General features: G+C 72.3%; 18 protein-coding genes and 1 pseudogene. 10 read left to right on the top strand and 9 right to left on the bottom strand.

Annotated elements, in window-relative coordinates:
* The 3 genes from BMW78_RS07925 to BMW78_RS07915 form a co-directional block, all read right to left on the bottom strand.
* Entirely contained in the window at positions 1–849 is an 849-nt protein-coding gene (locus BMW78_RS07925) for an ABC transporter permease (RefSeq protein ID WP_091758041.1), read from the bottom strand.
* Complete coding sequence (locus BMW78_RS07920; RefSeq protein WP_091758039.1) at positions 846–1,787, bottom strand: ABC transporter ATP-binding protein; 942 nt, start codon at positions 1,785–1,787, stop codon at positions 846–848. The genes BMW78_RS07925 and BMW78_RS07920 overlap by 4 nt, the downstream gene beginning before the upstream one ends.
* 114 nt (positions 1,788–1,901) lie before the next feature.
* Positions 1,902–3,308 carry a glycine--tRNA ligase gene (locus tag BMW78_RS07915; RefSeq protein ID WP_091758037.1) on the bottom strand — a complete coding sequence of 469 codons (1,407 nt, stop codon included), beginning with the start codon at positions 3,306–3,308 and terminating at the stop codon, positions 1,902–1,904.
* A gap of 116 nt (positions 3,309–3,424) precedes the next feature.
* Here BMW78_RS07915 and BMW78_RS07910 point away from each other — a divergent pair, with 116 nt between their 5' ends.
* From BMW78_RS07910 to BMW78_RS07885, 6 genes are all read left to right on the top strand, one after another.
* Positions 3,425–3,712: a DUF6703 family protein gene (locus BMW78_RS07910; RefSeq protein WP_091758035.1), complete on the top strand. Its 288-nt coding sequence runs from the start codon at positions 3,425–3,427 to the stop codon at positions 3,710–3,712.
* 189 nt (positions 3,713–3,901) lie between these two features.
* Complete coding sequence (locus BMW78_RS07905) at positions 3,902–4,888, top strand: metal ABC transporter substrate-binding protein (RefSeq protein WP_245735728.1); 987 nt, start codon at positions 3,902–3,904, stop codon at positions 4,886–4,888.
* The gene (locus BMW78_RS07900; RefSeq protein ID WP_091758031.1) at positions 4,885–5,718 is read left to right on the top strand and encodes a metal ABC transporter ATP-binding protein; all 834 of its coding nucleotides are present in this window, start codon (positions 4,885–4,887) and stop codon (positions 5,716–5,718) included. Before BMW78_RS07905 ends, BMW78_RS07900 begins: the two co-directional genes overlap by 4 nt.
* Positions 5,711–6,736, top strand: a complete 1,026-nt coding sequence (locus tag BMW78_RS07895) for a metal ABC transporter permease (protein WP_091758029.1) — start codon at positions 5,711–5,713, stop codon at positions 6,734–6,736. Before BMW78_RS07900 ends, BMW78_RS07895 begins: the two co-directional genes overlap by 8 nt.
* Positions 6,733–7,176 carry a Fur family transcriptional regulator gene (locus BMW78_RS07890; protein ID WP_091758027.1) on the top strand — a complete coding sequence of 148 codons (444 nt, stop codon included), beginning with the start codon at positions 6,733–6,735 and terminating at the stop codon, positions 7,174–7,176. The genes BMW78_RS07895 and BMW78_RS07890 overlap by 4 nt, the downstream gene beginning before the upstream one ends.
* A 161-nt stretch (positions 7,177–7,337) precedes the next feature.
* Complete coding sequence (locus BMW78_RS07885) at positions 7,338–7,565, top strand: tautomerase family protein (protein ID WP_091758025.1); 228 nt, start codon at positions 7,338–7,340, stop codon at positions 7,563–7,565.
* Positions 7,566–7,589: 24 nt separating this feature from the next.
* On the opposite strand, the gene BMW78_RS07880 is transcribed toward BMW78_RS07885, so the two are convergent.
* The 3 genes and pseudogenes from BMW78_RS07880 to recO all read right to left on the bottom strand — a co-directional run.
* The gene (locus tag BMW78_RS07880; RefSeq protein WP_143056182.1) at positions 7,590–9,407 is read right to left on the bottom strand and encodes an ATP-binding protein; all 1,818 of its coding nucleotides are present in this window, start codon (positions 9,405–9,407) and stop codon (positions 7,590–7,592) included.
* Positions 9,408–9,510: 103 nt separating this feature from the next.
* The gene (locus BMW78_RS07875) at positions 9,511–10,293 is read right to left on the bottom strand and encodes an isoprenyl transferase (RefSeq protein ID WP_091758021.1); all 783 of its coding nucleotides are present in this window, start codon (positions 10,291–10,293) and stop codon (positions 9,511–9,513) included.
* Positions 10,294–10,445: 152 nt separating this feature from the next.
* A pseudogene (gene recO, locus BMW78_RS07870) lies at positions 10,446–11,168 on the bottom strand (DNA repair protein RecO); the annotation flags it as partial.
* 190 nt (positions 11,169–11,358) lie between these two features.
* On the opposite strand from recO, the gene BMW78_RS20770 reads away from it, so the two are divergent.
* Positions 11,359–11,529, top strand: coding sequence for a hypothetical protein (locus BMW78_RS20770; protein WP_177180305.1), 171 nt, complete (start codon positions 11,359–11,361; stop codon positions 11,527–11,529).
* Positions 11,526–12,017: an HIT family protein gene (locus BMW78_RS07865; RefSeq protein WP_245735727.1), complete on the top strand. Its 492-nt coding sequence runs from the start codon at positions 11,526–11,528 to the stop codon at positions 12,015–12,017. Before BMW78_RS20770 ends, BMW78_RS07865 begins: the two co-directional genes overlap by 4 nt.
* Positions 12,018–12,021: 4 nt before the next feature.
* Here the strand turns inward: BMW78_RS07865 and BMW78_RS07860 are convergent, their stop codons facing one another.
* Positions 12,022–12,414, bottom strand: coding sequence for a DUF2237 family protein (locus BMW78_RS07860; RefSeq protein WP_091758020.1), 393 nt, complete (start codon positions 12,412–12,414; stop codon positions 12,022–12,024).
* 75 nt (positions 12,415–12,489) lie between these two features.
* Between BMW78_RS07860 and BMW78_RS07855 the strand changes: the two genes are divergently transcribed.
* Both BMW78_RS07855 and BMW78_RS07850 read left to right on the top strand, forming a co-directional pair.
* Positions 12,490–13,119: an alpha-ketoglutarate-dependent dioxygenase AlkB gene (locus tag BMW78_RS07855; RefSeq protein WP_091758018.1), complete on the top strand. Its 630-nt coding sequence runs from the start codon at positions 12,490–12,492 to the stop codon at positions 13,117–13,119.
* Between the two features lie 76 nt (positions 13,120–13,195).
* Positions 13,196–14,386: a hypothetical protein gene (locus BMW78_RS07850; protein WP_143056181.1), complete on the top strand. Its 1,191-nt coding sequence runs from the start codon at positions 13,196–13,198 to the stop codon at positions 14,384–14,386.
* A gap of 58 nt (positions 14,387–14,444) precedes the next feature.
* Here the strand turns inward: BMW78_RS07850 and BMW78_RS07845 are convergent, their stop codons facing one another.
* On the bottom strand, positions 14,445–15,644 hold the full coding sequence (locus BMW78_RS07845) for a 4-hydroxybenzoate 3-monooxygenase (RefSeq protein WP_091758014.1): 1,200 nt from the start codon (positions 15,642–15,644) through the stop codon (positions 14,445–14,447).
* A gap of 11 nt (positions 15,645–15,655) precedes the next feature.
* Positions 15,656–17,116 (bottom strand): benzaldehyde dehydrogenase, encoded by a 1,461-nt coding sequence (locus BMW78_RS07840; RefSeq protein ID WP_091758013.1) that lies wholly within the window; start codon positions 17,114–17,116, stop codon positions 15,656–15,658.
* Between the last annotated feature and the right edge of the window lie 16 nt (positions 17,117–17,132).

Here is a 17,132-nt window from a genome sequence, read left to right as displayed (position 1 = left end):
TCACACGCGGGCGGTGTCGCGACGCATCCGCCAGGCCGCGCCGACCGTGAAGACGACCGCCCAGGCCACGACGTTGAGCACCCACGTCCACTGGACGCTGTCGCCCGTCAGCGGGGCGTGCGCCAGCTTGGCGATGCCGTACATCGGGGTGAACTCGGCGATCGTGGCGAGGGTGCTGCCCTCCTCGAGCGGCATGAACAGGCCACCACCGAAGGCGAGCACGGCCAGAACCGGCCCGAGCACCTGCATGACGTTCTCGCTGGGCAGCAGGTAGCCCATGAAGAGCCCGAAGGCGGCGAAGACCACCGCACCGGCCCAGGCGACGAGCGCTGTGGAGACCCAGAGGCCGATGCCGTCCATGTCGGCGCTGGTCAGCGCCCCGAGCACGTAGACGACCACGACGGAGACCGCACCGAGCACCATGGCGGTCGCGATCTTCACCGCGACGTATGCCGCGGGGCGTAGGGGCGTCAGCCGCAGCTGTCGGCTCCAGCCGAGGGCGCGTTCGGTGGCCACCGCGGCACCGGAGCTCGTGGTCGCGATCATGGCCCCGTAGGCCGCCATGCTGATCATGATGAAGGCCGAGACGTTGCCGCGTCCGGCGTCCTTCCCGGCGTACTCGGCACCGACGCCGAAGATCAGGAAGAACACCGCGGGCATCGCGAGGGTGAAGACCAGCGTCCGCCGGTTGCGCAGCACCCGCCGCAGCTCGATGGCGAGCAGCGTGGTGTTGAGACCTCCGAGTGCCGGAGTCGCCCTGCGGTGCCCAGCCTCGGATCCGGGGGTGCCCTTGTCCGTCGTGGTGGTCGCTGTCGTGGTGGTCGCTGTCGTTGTGGTCGAGGCGGTCACTGGTCGTCTCCATCGTGGTCGGCGGTGAGGGCCAGGAAGGCGTCCTCGATGCCCCTGGCCTCGATCTCGAGGTCGCGCGCGGGGGTGGCGGTCAGCAGGTGCCGGGCCACGGCGTCGCTGTCGCTCGAGTGGAGCAGCACGGTGTCGCCGCGCACCTCGCACCCGTCGACACCGGGGATGCGCGCCAGCTCCTCCGCACTGGCACCCGGGAAGGTCGCGCGCACGGTGCGACCGGCGGCCAGGGCCTTGACCTCCGCAGCCGTGCCGTCGGCCACCACCTCGCCCTTGCGCACCAGCACCACCCGGTCGGCGTAGGCGTCGGCCTCCTCGAGGTAGTGGGTGGCGAAGAGGATGGTCCGGCCGCGCTCGGCGTCCTCCCGGATGGCGGCCCAGAACTCACGCCGGGCGGTGACGTCCATGCCCGTGGTGGGCTCGTCGAGGATGAGCAGGTCGGGGTCCGGCAGCAGGGCCATGGCGAAGCGGAGCCGCTGCTGCTGGCCGCCGGAACAGGCACCGACGCGGCGGTCGGCGACCTCCAGGAGGCCCGCGCGGCGCATCACCTCCGCCGGCTCCGTCGCGGAGGCGAACAGGGAAGCCGTCAGCCGCAGGGTCTCCTCGACGGTCAGGTCCTTGAGCAGGCCGCCGGTCTGCATGACCGCGGAGACCAGCCCCTGCTCCACCGCCGTGCGCGGGGCGGTGCCGAACAGCTCCACGCTGCCGGAGCTCGGGCGGGAGAGGCCGAGCAGGAGGTCGATGGTGGTGGTCTTGCCTGCGCCGTTGGGGCCGAGGAAGGCGATGATCTCGCCCTGCTGCACCTCGAGGTCGATGCCGCGCACCGCCTCCACCGAGCCGAAGGACTTGGCCACGCCGCGCAGGCTGATCGCGGGAGCGCGGTGGCGCATCCGCGACGGCGCGGTGGTGTCGAGTGTTGTCGTCATGGCACCCAGCGTCGTCGCAACCGGTGCCGTGCCCCTCACACAGCCGTCACGGCATACCCATGACGTTTGTCAAGGAGTCGGTGACAGGGGGCGTGCGCGCACGCCCCCTGTCACTCAGCAGCCGACGAGGCGGGCCGCGAGGTAGGACTCGATCTGGTCGAGCGAGACCCGCTCCTGGCTCATTGTGTCGCGCTCGCGGATCGTGACCGCGTGGTCGTCGAGGGTGTCGAAGTCGACGGTGATGCAGAAGGGCGTGCCGATCTCGTCCTGGCGACGGTAGCGGCGACCGATGGCGCCGGCGTCGTCGAACTCGACGTTCCAGTGCTTGCGCAGCGTGGCCGCGAGGTCCTTGGCCTTCGGCGTCAGGTCGGCGTTGCGCGACAGCGGGAGCACCGCGGCCTTGACCGGGGCGAGCCGCTTGTCGAGACGCAGCACGACGCGCTTGTCGACCCCGCCCTTGGTGTTGGGCGCCTCGTCCTCGGAGTAGGCGTCGACGAGGAAGGTCATGAGCGATCGCGACAGGCCGGCTGCGGGCTCGATGACGTACGGCGTGTACTTCTCGCCGCTCGCCTGGTCGAAGTAGACGAGGTCGGTGCCGGAGTGCTTGGTGTGCGTGCCGAGGTCGAAGTCGGTGCGGTTCGCGACGCCCTCGAGCTCACCCCACTCCGAGCCGGCGAAGTTGAACCGGTACTCGATGTCGACGGTGCGCTTGGAGTAGTGCGACAGCTTCTCCTGCGGGTGCTCGTAGTGCCGCAGGTTGTCGGGCTTGATGCCGAGGTCGGTGTACCAGCGGGTGCGCTCGTCGATCCAGTACTGGTGCCACTCCTCGTCCTCACCCGGCTTGACGAAGAACTCCATCTCCATCTGCTCGAACTCGCGGGTGCGGAAGATGAAGTTGCCCGGCGTGATCTCGTTGCGGAAGCTCTTGCCGGTCTGCGCGATGCCGAACGGCGGCTTCTTGCGCGAGGCGTTCATGACGTTGAGGAAGTTGATGAAGATGCCCTGGGCGGTCTCCGGGCGCAGGTAGTGCAGGCCCGACTCGTCCTCGATGACGCCGAGGTAGGTCTTGAGCATCATGTTGAACTCGCGCGGCTCGGTCCACGCGCCGCGGGTGCCGCAGTTCGGGCAGGCGATGTCGCTCAGGGGGATGCTGTCGGGGTCGACCTGCTTGCCCTTCTTCGCCTCCTTCTCGGCGATGGCCTCCTGCATGTGGTCGAGGCGGAAGCGCTTGTGGCAGGACTGGCACTCGGTCAGCGGGTCGGTGAACTCGCCCACGTGGCCCGAGGCAACCCAGGTCTGGCGCGGCAGGATGATCGAGGAGTCGAGGCCGACGACGTCCTCACGGCCGGTCACCATCGCCTTCCACCACTGGCGCTTGATGTTCTCCTTGAGCTCCACGCCGAGGGGCCCGTAGTCCCAGGCCGACCGGGTACCGCCGTAGATCTCACCGCACGGGAAGACGAAGCCCCTGCGCTTGCAGAGGGAGACGACGGTGTCCACGGTGGAGGTCGGTGCAGCCATGCGGAGAAGGTTACCGACCGTCTCCCCGGCGCTCACGGCGGTATGCCGCCCGCTCCCCCGCCGCGGCCCACGGCGCCCGATCGGGGCGCCACCTCCGCTGCCGTAGGGTTCGGGGCGTGTCATCGAGCTTTCGCGCCTCCGTCGAGCGGGCCAGCCTCCCGGTGCTGTGCCGACTGAACACCCTGCCCCGCATCGTCCCCTTCCTCGCGGTGCTCGCCCTGCTGGTGGGCGGCATCCTCATCCCGGGCTGGGGCTGGGTGCTGACGGCCCTCGTCGCCCTGTTCCTGGCGTGGATGCTCTTCCTCGGCTGGCCCCGCCTGACCGCCGTGGAGCGCCTCATGCGGGCCGCGGTGGTGCTGCTGGCAGTCGCCATCACCGTCACCCAGGCCCTCCCCCGCTCCTGACGGCTGGCGGTGGCGGGCCGCGCGCCACTTCGGACCCGACGTCGCACCCGACGTCGCACCCGACTTCGTACCCACGGAGCCGCTCAACCACCGTGTCCGGCGCGCCTTGAGCGGATCGCCGTAGACGAAGTGGGCGGAGGCCCGGACGGGTTTTGACAATCGTTCTCAGTTCAAGTGAGAATGATTGTCATGTTGAGGCGACGGCTCCTGGCGACCACGGCCGCTCTCGGGCTGGTGGCCCTGGGGGCCAGCGCGTGCAGTGGAGCCGCCGCGGTCGGCGGAAACCAGGACCACCGCGTCCAGGTCGCCGCGGGCTTCTACGCCCTCGAGTACGCCACCTCCCGCATCGGCGGTGACCGGGTCGACGTCACGGCCCTGACCAAGCCCGGCGTCGAGCCGCACGACGTGGAGCTCTCCGCGCGCAAGGTCGCCTCGGTCGCCCTGGCCGACGTGGTCGTCTACGAGCGGGGGTTCCAGTCCGCGGTCGACGAGGCGGTGGACCACCAGGCCCGAGGCCAGGTGCTCGACGTCTCGCACGCGGCACGGCTGGTGCCCGGTCTGGAGCACGACCACGCAGGTGAGGCGGCCGGCTCGCACGGCGACGACCACTCGGCCGACGCGACCTCCGGCGGGCACGGCGCCCACGCCGGCCAGGTACCCGACCCCCACTTCTGGCTCGACCCCCAGCGCTACGCCGACGTCGCCCGGGCGATCGGAGCGGCGCTGGAGAAGGCCGACCCCGCCCACGCCGGCGAGTACCGCCAGCGGACGACGGCCTTCACCGGCGAGCTGACCGCGCTGGACCACGAGTTCGCCGCAGGGCTCAAGTCCTGCCGCAACCGCGACCTGGTGACCGGCCACGCCGCCTTCGGGTACCTCGCGGCGCTCTACGACTTCCACCAGGTGGGCATCACCGGACTCTCCCCCGAGGCCGAGCCCAGCCCGGCGGAACTCGCCCGCATCGCCCACTTCGTGAAGGACGGGGGCGTCAGGACCATCTACGCCGAGACCCTGGTCAGCCCGGCAGTCGCCGAGACGCTGGCCCGCGAGACCGGCGCCACCGTCAAGGTGCTCGACCCGCTCGAGGGGCTCACCGACGAGTCCGCGGGCCACAACTACTTCGACGTGATGCGCGCCAACCTGGCGACGTTGCGCGCCGGACAGGAGTGCACATGAACCGCCCAGCCACACCGGTGGTCGAGGTCGACCACGCCTCCTTCGGCTACGCCGACGCACCCGTGGTGCGCGACGTCAGCCTCACCATCGCCCCCGGCGAGGTCGTCGCCCTGCTCGGGGCCAACGGCTCGGGCAAGTCGACGCTGGTGCGCGGCGTCCTCGGCCTCAACGAGCAGCTCGGTGGCGACGTGCGGCTGTTCGGTGTGCCGCGCGAGGACTTCCACGACTTCCCCCGCCTGGGCTACGTGCCCCAGCGCCACACCCTCTCGGCCTCGGTGCGGGCCACCGTCGAGGAGATCGTCGCCGTGGGCCTGCTGAGCCAGCGCCGCTGGTGGCAGCCGCGACTCGGCCGTGCTGGTTCCACCGACACGATTCACCGCTGCCTCGAGGTGGTCGGCCTCGCCGACCGGGCCGACACCGACGTCAGCACCCTCTCCGGGGGCCAGCAGCGGCGCGTCCTGATCGCCCGCGCCATGGCCTCCCACCCCGACATCCTCGTGATGGACGAACCGACCGCGGGCGTCGACGCCGCCAACCAGGACGTCCTCGCCGGAGTGCTCGCACGCCTGGCCGGCGAGGGCACGACGATGCTCATCGTCACCCACGAGCTCGAAGCCCTGTCGGGCATCGTGACCCGCATCGTCGCGATGTCCTCCGGGCGGATCGTGTTCGACGGCACGCCCGCGGAGTTCGAGTACCACCACTCACGACTGGCGGTCGTCGGGCACGCCCACCACTCCGGCGACGAGGCCGACCACACCGAGTCGCGGCTGGCCGCGGCACCGGCCGCCGGCCCCTTCGACCCGCAGGGAGACGACCACCATGGCTGAGCTGCTGTCGCTCGACTTCATGCGCCAGGCCCTCGTCGCCGCGCTGCTGGTCGGCATCGCCGCCCCGCTCGTGGGCGTCTTCCTCGTCCAGCGCCGGCTCTCGCTCATCGGCGACGGCATGGGCCACGTCGCGCTCGCCGGCGTCGCGGTCGGCGTGCTCACCGGCACCGCTCCGGTGTGGACCGCCCTCGTCGCCGCGGTCGGCGCCGCAGTGGCGATCGAGCTGATCCGCGCCCGTGGCCGCACCAGCGGCGACGTCGCACTCGCCGTGATGTTCTACGGCGGCATCGCCGCCGGCGTGGTGATCATCGCGAAGTCGCCGAGCGGCAGCCCGGCCAACCTCACGGCATACCTCTTCGGTGCCATCACGACCGCGAGCACGACCGACCTGTGGGTCTTCGCCGGCCTGGCGCTGGTCGTGCTGGTCGGCACCTGGCTGCTGCGGCCGTGGCTGTTCGCCGTCGCCAACGACGAGGAGTACGCGCGGGCCAGCGGGATGCCGGTCACCGGGCTCAACATCGCGCTCGCGGTGCTCACCGCCGTGACCGTGGTCGTGTCGATGCGCATCGTGGGGCTGCTGCTCATCAGCGCCCTCATGATCATCCCGAACGCCACCGCGCAGCTGTTCGGCCGCAGCTTCCGCGCCACGGTGCGCTGGGCCGTGCTGATCGGGGTCGTGGCCAGCGTCGGCGGGGTGGTCCTGTCCTTCTACGCCGAGACGCCCTCGGGCGGCACGATCGTGCTGCTCGCCATCGCCGCCTTCATCGCGGCAGCGGTCGGCACGGCGACGGCGGCGCGGATGCGGACTGCGCGGCATCGGCGGGCGGCCGGGCACGACCACGAGCACGGCACGGGCTGCGGCCACGAGGCGGTGCCCCACGACGACCACGTCGACTACCTGCACGACGGCCACCTGCACGCAGCGCACGAGGGGCACTACGACGAGCACGGCGGCGACGTCGCCGCTGCGGCCGACCACGAGGACGTGGGGACGACCGTGAAGGACGGACAGCGATGACCGAGACGAGGACGAGCCCGGACTCGGGCCGGCGCCCGACCCGCCAGCGCGCCGCGGTGGCCGCGGTGCTGGCGGACGTGGAGGAGTTCCGCTCGGCACAGGAGCTGCACGCGCTCCTGCGGGAGGCAGGCGAGAAGGTGGGCCTGGCGACCGTCTACCGGACGCTGCAGCAGATGGCCGCAGACGGCTCCATCGACATGTTGCGCACCGCCGAGGGCGAGGCCGTCTACCGGGCGTGCAGCACCGGGCACCACCACCACCTGGTGTGCCGCGAGTGCGGTCGCACCGTGGAGGTCGAGGGACCCGCCGTGGAGCGCTGGGCGACCAAGGTCAGCGAGGAGCACGGCTTCAGCGACGTGCAGCACACCCTCGAGATCTTCGGCACCTGCGCCGACTGTGCTGACGGAGGAGGGGTCACGCCTCAGGTCTCGCGACCCTGAGCTCGATCGGCTCCCCGCCTCGACCGGCTCCCCGCCGCGGGTGGCTCCCCGCCTCGACCGGCTCCTCGCCTCTGGTGGCACGTCGAGCGGTCACACGCCGGCGCACACGCCCCGCCTCCACGCTGGTCGGAACACCCACCGAACAGCAAGGAGTGAGAACGATGCCACTGATCAACGTCAAGGTGATCGAGAACGTGTTCAGCGACGCACAGAAGAAGGACATCGTCGAGCGGCTCACCGACGCCATGGTCTCGATCGAGGGTGAGGCCATGCGAGGAGTGACCTGGGTGGTCGTCGAGGAGGTCAGGAGCGGCGACTGGGGCATCGGCGGCCAGTGCCTCACGACAGAGGCCGTTCGCGAGCTCGCGGCCGGGGTTCCGGCGGGCTGATTTCCGGGCGGCCGTCGCGGCCCCTCACGCCGAGGGTGGCGCCCAGGGGTCGTCGGCGGCCGCCACCAGGTCGTGCAGCGCCAGGTTGTCGATGTCCGCAGCGCCGAGCCGAGCCGCCGCGGCCAGGTCGGGCTCGCCGCGCCGGCCGCGGCTGAGCTGGGCTCGGACCACGTGCTCTCGGAGGCCGCCGCGCGCGGAGAGGCGGTAGAGGTCGCGGGACCACTCGTCGGCCAGCGCCGGCGTGTTGTTCTCCGCGATCCGACAGCCGGCGTCGAGGAGGTTGGCGACCGGCCAGAGGTACCAGGGGCTGGGCCGCAGACCGGTCTCGATCCAGGCGAGCGCCTGGTCGGCATGCCCCTGGTCCGCGGCCAGGAGTGCCTGGCCGCGTGCGACGGTCGCCATCCAGCAGTGGTCCCCCGACTCGGTCGCCAGCACCCAGGCGTGGTCGAGCAGCTCGGTCGCGACGTCGTCGTGGCCGGACTGGAGGGCTGCCTCCGCGCGGAACGCCTCCGCCCAGGGGAGGAACGCCAGCCACCGGGTCTCGCGCAGGGCATCCAGGGACTCGTCGAGCACGGCAGCCGCCTGTGCGGGCTCACCACGCAGCACGTGGATCCGCCCGACCATGGCGCGCGACCACGCGGCCTGGCGCACCAGCCCGGAGCGCTCGGCGCAGGCGATCGACTCGTCGAGCGAGCGCAGGGCCTTCGCGTAGTCGGCCGCGTCCGAGAGGTTCATGCCCCGGACCCCCAGCTGCCGTGCGCGCTCACCGTCGTCGACGTCGAACCGCTCGGCCTCGTCGAGCCAGGCGTCGGTACGCTCGTGGTGGCCGAGCTGCACTCCGAGGAAGGCCAGCTCACGACACGCGGCTGCCGCGATCGGGTCCGCACCGGCCTGGCGCGCGAGCGAGAGGCCCTCGTGCAGCAGCGCGGCGACCTCGGCCCCACGGCCACCCGCCCCGTGGATCATGCCTCCTGCGCGGGTGACGAGCGCCTGCGCGGCGAGGGCCTGGTCCCCGACGGCCCGGGAGACCTGCACAGCCCGTCTCAGCTGGGCGTCCGCCACGTCCGCCGCACCCACCGCCAGGGACGCCGCACCGGCCTCGAGGTAGGAACGGGCGCTGGCCCTGCTGGGGTTCACCACGGGTTCGGCCGCCCCGGCGGGCGGAGTTCGCCCGGCCCGCCGGACCACGTCGGGCAGGTCGAGACCGAGCTCGTCACGAAAGAGCTCGCGAGCGATCTCCACCTGACGCTCGGCCCCCCGTGTGTCACCCGACAGCGCCAGGGCCCGCACGAGCACGGCGTGGTAGTCGCCGTTGTAGGGGTCGAGCTCCACCGCGCGGGCGGCGAGTGCAGCGGCCGCAGACACCTCGCCCGTGACGAGCGAGTGCAGGGCTGCCTCGTACAACACCGCATGGCTTCCGGCCCGGAGGCGCTGGCGCGCCACGAGCAGCCACGACTCGAACGCGGGGCTCGCATCGACGTCGACGCCCTCCAGGAACTCTCCCCCGATGCGCACGAGCTCGTGCACGTCCCAGCGGTCCGTCGACTCGAGCAGGTGCACGTCCACCCGGTCGCCCGGCACCAGCCGAAGGACGAGCGGGTCCCCGCCGAGGTCCACCCCGGGCCCGAGGGCGCCGCGCAGCGTCGAGAGGTTCCAGCGCAGCGCGCCGAGCGGGTCCTCGGTGTCGCTGAAGAACAGTGACACCAGGCGTTGGCGGCTCGGCGGGGCGTCGGCCACGAGCAGGTAGGCCAGAAGGGCCCACGCCTTCTTCCCCCGGGGCGGGGCGACCGGCAGCCCGTCGCGCTCGAGCGCGGGTCTGCCCAGCAGACGGACCGTCAGCACGCGGACCACCTCCGCTCCTCACGATAGGGCGCGCGTGGCGGGCGAGGACCGCTTTCGCCGTGCGGTCGGCGGCAGGCCGCCGAGCAGGTGCTTCAGCCGGTGGTCACCGGGTCAGCTGGTCGATGGCTCCGCCGTAGCGCCGGTCGCGCTCGGCGTAGGTCTGGATCGCCTGCCAGAGGTGCCGCCGGTCGTAGTCGGGCCACAGGGTGTCCTGGAAGACCATCTCCGCGTAGGCGCTCTGCCACAACAGGAAGTTCGACGTCCGCTGCTCCCCCGAGCTGCGCACGAACAGGTCGACGTCGGGCATGTGCGGCTCGTCGAGGTGGCGGGCGATGGTGCGCTCGTCGACCGACCCCGGCTTCAACCTGCCCGCCTTGACCTCCTCCGCGATGCGCTGCACCGCGTCGGCGATCTCGGCGCGGCCGCCGTAGTTGACGCAGAAGTAGAGGGTCAGGCCGGTGTTGTGCTTCGTCAGCTCCTGCGCCACCTCGAGCTCCTTGATGACCGAGCCCCACAGGCGAGGGCGTCGGCCGACCCAGCGCATGCGCACGCCCCACTCGTGCAGCTGGTCGCGTCGGCGGCGGATGACGTCGCGGTTGAAGCCCATCAGGAAGCGGACCTCCTCCGGCGAGCGCTTCCAGTTCTCGGTGGAGAACGCGTAGGCCGACAGGTGGCCGACGCCGGCCTCGATCGCCCCGGCGACGACGTCGAGCAGGGCCGCCTCGCCCGCCTCGTGGCCCCTCGTGCGCGGCAGCCCGCGCTGGTTGGCCCAGCGGCCGTTGCCGTCCATGACGATGGCCACGTGGTTCGGCACGAGCTCCGGCGGCAGGTTCGGGGGCACGGCGCCGCTCGGGTGCGCGAACGGGCGCGCGTAGGGACCGCTCATGCCTGCGCCTCGACGCGCAGCGGGGTGACCTGCCCCTGGGCGGGGACGCCGGGACCGACGGGTCCTGCACCACGCCCTGCACCATGTCCGGCACCACGCCCTGCACCTTGTCCCGCACCTTGTCCCGCACCGGGATCGGCGGTGGGGTCACGGCGCTCGACCAGGCGCAGCGAGCGCACCCCGCGCTCGAGGTGCCACTGCAGGAACGCCGTCGCCAGGCCGGTGCCCTCGCGGCGGTGGCGGACCTCCGAGGCGTCGGCCACCTCCCAGTCACCGGCGAGCAGGGCGGCCAGCAGTCGCAGCGTCTCCGGCGCCGGGGCCGCCGAGCCGGGCGGTCGGCACGACGGGCACACGGTGCCACCAGCAGCGAGGTTGAAGGCCCGGTGCGGACCTTCGGCGCCGCACCGCGCGCAGTCGTGGAAGCTCGGCGCCCAGCCGGCGATCGCGAGCGCGCGCAGCAGGTAGGCGTCGAGGACCAGCCCCGGGTCGTGGGTCCCCTCGGCCATGGAGCGCAGCGCGCCGGCGAGCAGGAGGTACTGCTGCAGCGAGGGTTCACGCTCCTCGGTGAGCCGGTCGGCGGTCTCGAGCATCGCGGTCGCGGCGGTGTACGTCGTGTAGTCGCGGGCCAGCACGTCGCCCCAGCTCGCCAGCGTCTCGGCCTGGGTGACGGTGTCGAGGCTGCGGCCCTCGTAGCACTGGAGGTCCACCATCATCGCCGGCTCCAGCCGGGCGCCGAAGCGGCTCTTGGTGCGGCGCACACCCTTGCCCACCACCCGCACCTTCCCCTGGGTGCGTGAGAGCAGCGTGACGATCCGGTCGGCCTCGCCCAGCTTCTGGGTGCGCAGCACGATGGCCTCGTCGCGGTAGAGCGGCATGGCCCCATTCTCACCCCACGAGGGCGAAAAGCCGGTATGCCGGGTGCCCGCGTGTGCGGGCACCTCGCCCGGCGCTGCCCCGCTCCCTGGTGATCTGGCAACGTGCCGGCCGAGCGGCGTTGACACCACTAGCCTTTGGGCATGACGGCACTGGGGGCGGCAGGGACAGGTGTGGGGGGAGGCGTCGCCGATGATCCGTGGCGAGGTCGGATGGGTGGTGCTCATGGGGACGTTGCTCGTCTGGGCACTCATCGCGTTCGTGGCCTACTTCGTGATCAGGCTGGCGGTTCGGCACGCGCTGCAGGACGTGGCGCGTGACTCCGGCCCCTCGCGCGAGCCGGGTCGTGTGGATGCCGCGTGAGCAGCGAGACGGTGACTGACGACTGGAGGAGCGACCGGGTGGGTGCGGCGCTGCGCGGCGAGAACCCGGCCGTCCTCCGCAGGCTCCCGGGTGGGTTCGCCGTCATGGGCGACGTGCAGTTCCTTCCCGGCTACTGCGTCCTCATCACCGACACCCCCGGCACCGACCGGCTCACCGACCTGTCGAGGGCCGAGCGGCTGACGTTCCTCGCGAGCATGGAGGTGCTCGGTGAGGCGGTTCAAGCCGTGTGCGAGCGTCGTGACCCGCAGTTCCGGCGGGTGAACCTCGAGATCCAGGGCAACCACGACGCCTTCCTCCATGCGCACGTCTGGCCGCGCTACGAGTGGGAGGGCCCCGACCACGTCTGGCGCCCGGTCGCGCTCCATCCCATCGAACGGTGGCGTGCACCGGAACCCGACACCGTGCTGGGGCCCCAGCACGACGACCGGCGGGCCGAGCTGCTGGCCGAGATCGACCGCCTGGCCTGACGGCTCACTGGTCGAGTGAGCTGGGGTCCGCCGGCACGTCGACGGCGTGGCGCTTCAGCGCCTCCAACGGGATGAGCTGCAGCACCGCCTCGTGGCTCGCGGCCAGCACCACCGGGGCGGCCACGCCGTCGTTGTAGGCGCGCGCCCAGTTGACCGCCGTCACGCACCACCGGTCGCCGGGCACCAGCCCGGGAAAGCGGTACTCGGGATGCGGGGTCGACAGGTCGTTGCCGATGGCGCGCTGGTGCTCGAGGAACTCGGCCGTGACGACCGCGCAGATGGTGTGGCTGCCCAGGTCCTCGGGCCCGGTGCTGCAGCAGCCGTCGCGGTAGAACCCGGTGACCGGGTCCGTGCCGCAGGGCTCCAGCTCGCCGCCGAGGACGTTGCGCTCCGTCATGCCAGCAGCATTTCACGGCACGTCACCCCGCGAAGGACTAGAACACCTGTTCGAACGTGGCGTACTCTGGCCCGCATGAGCATGGCACTCCAGGGCTCGCTGCTGGACGTCGCAGACCATCCCGAGCTCCGCACCCTCACCACCGGCCTGCAGCGCACCGTGCTGACACGCGGCGCCTGGGTCGACTACCGGCCGGGCTGGCTCGGCGGCGCCGAGGAGCTGTTCGACCAGCTGCACCGCGTCGTGCCCTGGCACGCCGAGCGGCGCGAGATGTACGAGCGGATGGTGGACGTTCCCCGCCTGCTGAAGTTCTACGGCGAGGGAGAGACCCTCCCCCACCCGGTGCTGGCGGAGGCCCGCGACCAGCTCAGCCGCCACTACGGTCCGGAGCTCGGCGAGCCCTTCGTCACCGCGGGGATGTGCCTCTACCGCGACGGTCGCGACTCGGTGGCCTGGCACGGCGACCGGATCGGCCGGGCCAAGAACCTCGACACGATGGTCGCGATCCTCTCCGTCGGGTCGGCCCGCTCGCTGATGCTGCGGCCGCGCGGCGGGGGCGAGTCCATCGGGTTCTCGCTCGGCCACGGCGACCTCGTCGTCATGGGCGGCTCCTGCCAACGCACCTGGGACCACTGCATCCCCAAGACGGCCAAGGCCGTCGGGCCGCGCATCTCCATCCAGTTCCGCCCGCGCGGAGTCCGCTGACCCCGGTCTCCGGATTCGCGCATTCGCCCACCACCTTGGCTCGCGCGGCGCGACACTGTGCCGACAGGGGGTGCGCATGCGGAACCACGTCGCAAGCCTCGCCGTGGTCGCGGTCACGGGTCTCTCCGCGGTGTGCGCCTGCTCGCTGCCGGCCTCCTTCACCGACGACACGGCCCCTGCCGGCTGGGAACGGCTCGCCATCGAGGGCGTGGTCATCACCGGGCCCGTGGCGCCCTACCGTCCCGGAGAGCTCATCGCGGCGGGGCGGATGGACGGCCGTGAGTGCGTCGTCGACCTCACCGTTGCAGGAGTCGACGCCGGGAATGGCGACGCCACGGCCAAGTGCCTCCCGACGCGCTCGGCGCCCCGGATCCCTTCTGCCACAGCGCTGTCCAGCAACGGTGACGTCATCCTGGCGGTCGAGTGGCAGGACATGGCCGATGCCACTCCCCCAGCGGTCTGGGTCGGGCACGACCGCGACCTGTCCCGACAGTCCCTCGAGCCCGGGCCCGACGCCGACGCCACCGCCTTCGTCGACGCGGCGACGTCCGGTGACGAGGGCTTCGTCGTGGGCACGACGCCGTCCGCCGTCTGCCCGCACGGCGCGGTCACGGCCTGGGCGGTGCAGGCGCACGGGCTGAGCCGCTTCGGCACCGACGGCCCGTGCGTCGACGCCGGCAGCCGTTCGCCGCTGCACGCCGCCGCGGGCGACCACTGGCTGCTGGTGGCCGGACCCACCTTCGCGCCCGGGTCAGGGCCGTCGGCAGGGCAGCCGACCCAGACGTGGTTCGCCACGGCCGACGACGAGGACTGGGCGACGACCACCTGGCACCGGGTCGCCCAGCCGACCGCGCCCGACCTGGTCAGCGACGTCGTGGTCACCGCTGACGGCATGGTGGCCGGCAGCCGCGGCGACCGCCCGGCGCTGCTCACCGTGTCGGGCGGCCATGCGATCGAGGTCGACGTGCCCGACGAGCCCCTCGACGCCGTGGCCCCCACCGTGCTCGTGGCCGACCCGGGCGCCGGCAGCCGGCCGGTCGTGCTCGCCGTCCAGGCCAGCAGCGGCGTCCGGCTGTGGACCCAGCGCCGTGACGGCTGGTATGCCGTGCCGGGGCCGCCCGGACACCTCACCTCAGCGGTCGAGCTGGAGGGTGCCACCTGGCTCGCCACCCGCGGTGACGACGGCGAGGTGACCCTGTGGGTGCGGCGCCGCACCGCCACGGACACCAGCCCACCGGCATACCGGGCCGTGGGGGTGACGCGGTGACAAGCGAAGCGGCGAACGGTGCAGCGGCGCACAGTGAGGCCACGAACAGCGTTGCGGCTCAGTCCTTCCGGCCGGGCCACCCGGTGTAGGCCTCGGCGAGGAAGGTCGACCCCGCGCGGGAGCTGACCACCGACGTCAGCTCGCCGACCTGCCGTCGGACGTCGAAGTCCGACGCGTCGGGGAGCCGGTGCAGCATCGTCGTCATCCAGTACGAGAAGTGCTGTGCGCGCCACACCCGTTGCAGGGCACGAGCGCTGTAGTCGTCGAGCGCGTCGGCGTCGCCGCCGAGGAACCGCTCGAGGCACTCGTGGAGCACGCGCACGTCGGCGAGGGCGAGGTTGAGGCCCTTGGCGCCGGTGGGCGGCACGGTGTGGGCCGCGTCGCCGGCGAGCAGCATGGCACCGTGCCGCATCGGCTCGCAGACGAAGCTGCGGAAGGGCAGCACCGTCTTGTCGGTGATGCGGCCCTCCTTGAGCCGGAAGCCGTCACCGGCGACCCGGGCCTGCAGCTCCTCCCAGATGCGGTCCTCGGACCAGTCCTCGACGCGCTCGGCCGGGTCGCACTGGAAGTACATGCGCTGCACCGACTCGGTGCGCTGGCTGATCAGCGCGAAACCGCGGTCCGAGTGCGAGTAGATGAGCTCGGGCGCGCTGGGCGGCGCCTCGCACAGGATCCCGAACCAGGCGAAGGGGTACTCACGGTAGAAGTGCCGGCGCTGCTCCTCGGGGATCTCGTGCCGGCACGTGCTGCGGGAGCCGTCGGCACCGACGAGCACGGTGCACCGGACCTCGCAGGCACGACCGTCGCTGTCGGTGAAGGTGACGCGCGGCGCGTCGGTGGTCACGTCGTGCACCGCGACGTCGGTGACTCCGAACCGCACGTCGCCGCCGTCGCGCTCGCGGGCGACGGCGAGGTCCATGAAGACGTCGGTCTGCGGGTAGAGCCACACCGACTCCCCCACCAGGTCCTGGAAGTCGATGCGGTGCCCGGTGCCCCCGAAGCGCAGCTCGATGCCCTCGTGCTCGTGCCCCTCGCGCAGCACCCGGTCGGAGACACCGGCGTCGACGAGCAGCCGCACGCTGTCACGCTCGAGGATGCCGGCCCGCACCGTCTGCTCGATCTGATGGCGCGTCCGGTTGTCGAGCACCACGGAGTCGATGCCCGAGGCGGCGAGCAGGTGGGAGAGCATGAGCCCGGCCGGACCGCCGCCGACGATGCCGACGGCGGTCCGGGTGACGGACGGCGTGGGTTCGACCATGCCGTGGCGGCCTAGAACGGGTAGGGCGTGATGGAGCCCTGCATCGTGACCCACTGGGTCTCGGTGAAGGCCTCGACGTTGGCCTCGACGCCGCCGAAGCGGGTGCCGGTGCCCGAGAACCCGACACCGCCGAACGGAGCGGTCGGCTCGTCGTCGACGGTCTGGTCGTTGATGTGCACGATGCCCGACGGGATCTGCCCGGCGATCTCCCAGGCCTTCATGACGTCCTTGGTGAGGATGCCGAGCGACAGGCCGTACTCGCTCTGCGTGGCCAGGGCGATCGCCTCCTCGACCGTGGAGAAGCGCGCCACCGGGGCGACCGGGCCGAACACCTCGTCGGCGAAGGCCGGGTGGTCGTAGCCGCTCTCGGCGAGCACGGTCGGGCGGTAGAAGAGGTCCTCGTAGGTGCCGCCAGCCGCGACCCGGGCGCCGGCCTCCTTCGACCGGGTGACGAGGTCGTGGATGCGGTCGCGCTGGTGGGCGTCGATCACCGGCCCGAGCGGCGCGTCGGACGTGGCCGGGTTGCCGACCGGGATCTTCTCGGCGGTGGCGGCGAGGCGCTCGACGTACTCGTCGTAGATCCGCTCGTGGACGAGGTGCCGGCCCGTCGTCATGCAGATCTGCCCCTGGTGCAGGAACGAGCCCCACGCACCCGCGGAGACGGCGGCCGGCAGGTCGACGTCGTCGAGCACGATGAGGGCGTTGTTGCCGCCGAGCTCGAGGTGGGCCCGCTTGAGCAGGCGCCCGGCGGACTCGCCGACCTTGCGCCCCGCGGCCGTCGACCCGGTGAAGGAGATGATCCGCACGCGCGGCTCCTCGACGAGCGCGCTGCCGACCTCGATGCCGCCGGGCAGCACGTGGAACAGGCCCTCCGGCAGGCCCGCCTCCGCCAGCACCGCTGCGAGGAACAGGCCTCCGGAGACCGCGGTGCGCGGGTCCGGCTTGAGGATCACCGCGTTACCGGTGGCCAGAGCCGGAGCCACCGACCGGCTGGCGAGGATCTGCGGGAAGTTGAAGGGCGAGATGACGCCGACGACACCGGCGGGCACCCGCCGCGCCATGCTCAGCCGCGGCTGGGCGGTGCGCAGCAGCTGGCCGTACGGCGCCTCGGCCGTCGCGGCGCCGGTGTGGTACTCCCCCGCCACCAGACTCGCCTCGAACGCGGCCTTGCCCTGGCCGGAGCCCGCCTCGCGCACGAGCCAGTGCGCGAGAACCGGCGCCTGCTCCTCGATGACGCGGCCGGCGTTGCGCATCACCCGCGCCCGCTCCGTGTAGGGCAGCGCGGCCCAGTCGCGCTGGGCCTTCGCCGCGACGTGGGTGGCGCGGGCGACGTCGTCAGCGGTGGCGACGCCGAAGGACCCGATCGTCTCGCCGGTCGCCGGCTCGACGACGTCGTGGGTGCCTCCCGCGCCGGACGTCCAGCCCGAGCTGTAGAGGCGACCGGACCAGGTCTGGGGATCGAAGAACGTCATGGGTGGCCTCCGGGTG

The organism is Pedococcus cremeus, assembly GCF_900111375.1.
GTDB classification, from domain to species: domain Bacteria; phylum Actinomycetota; class Actinomycetes; order Actinomycetales; family Dermatophilaceae; genus Pedococcus_A; species Pedococcus_A cremeus.
Note: the sequence above shows the minus strand (reverse complement) of the source record. Positions and strands in the feature narration are given on the sequence as shown.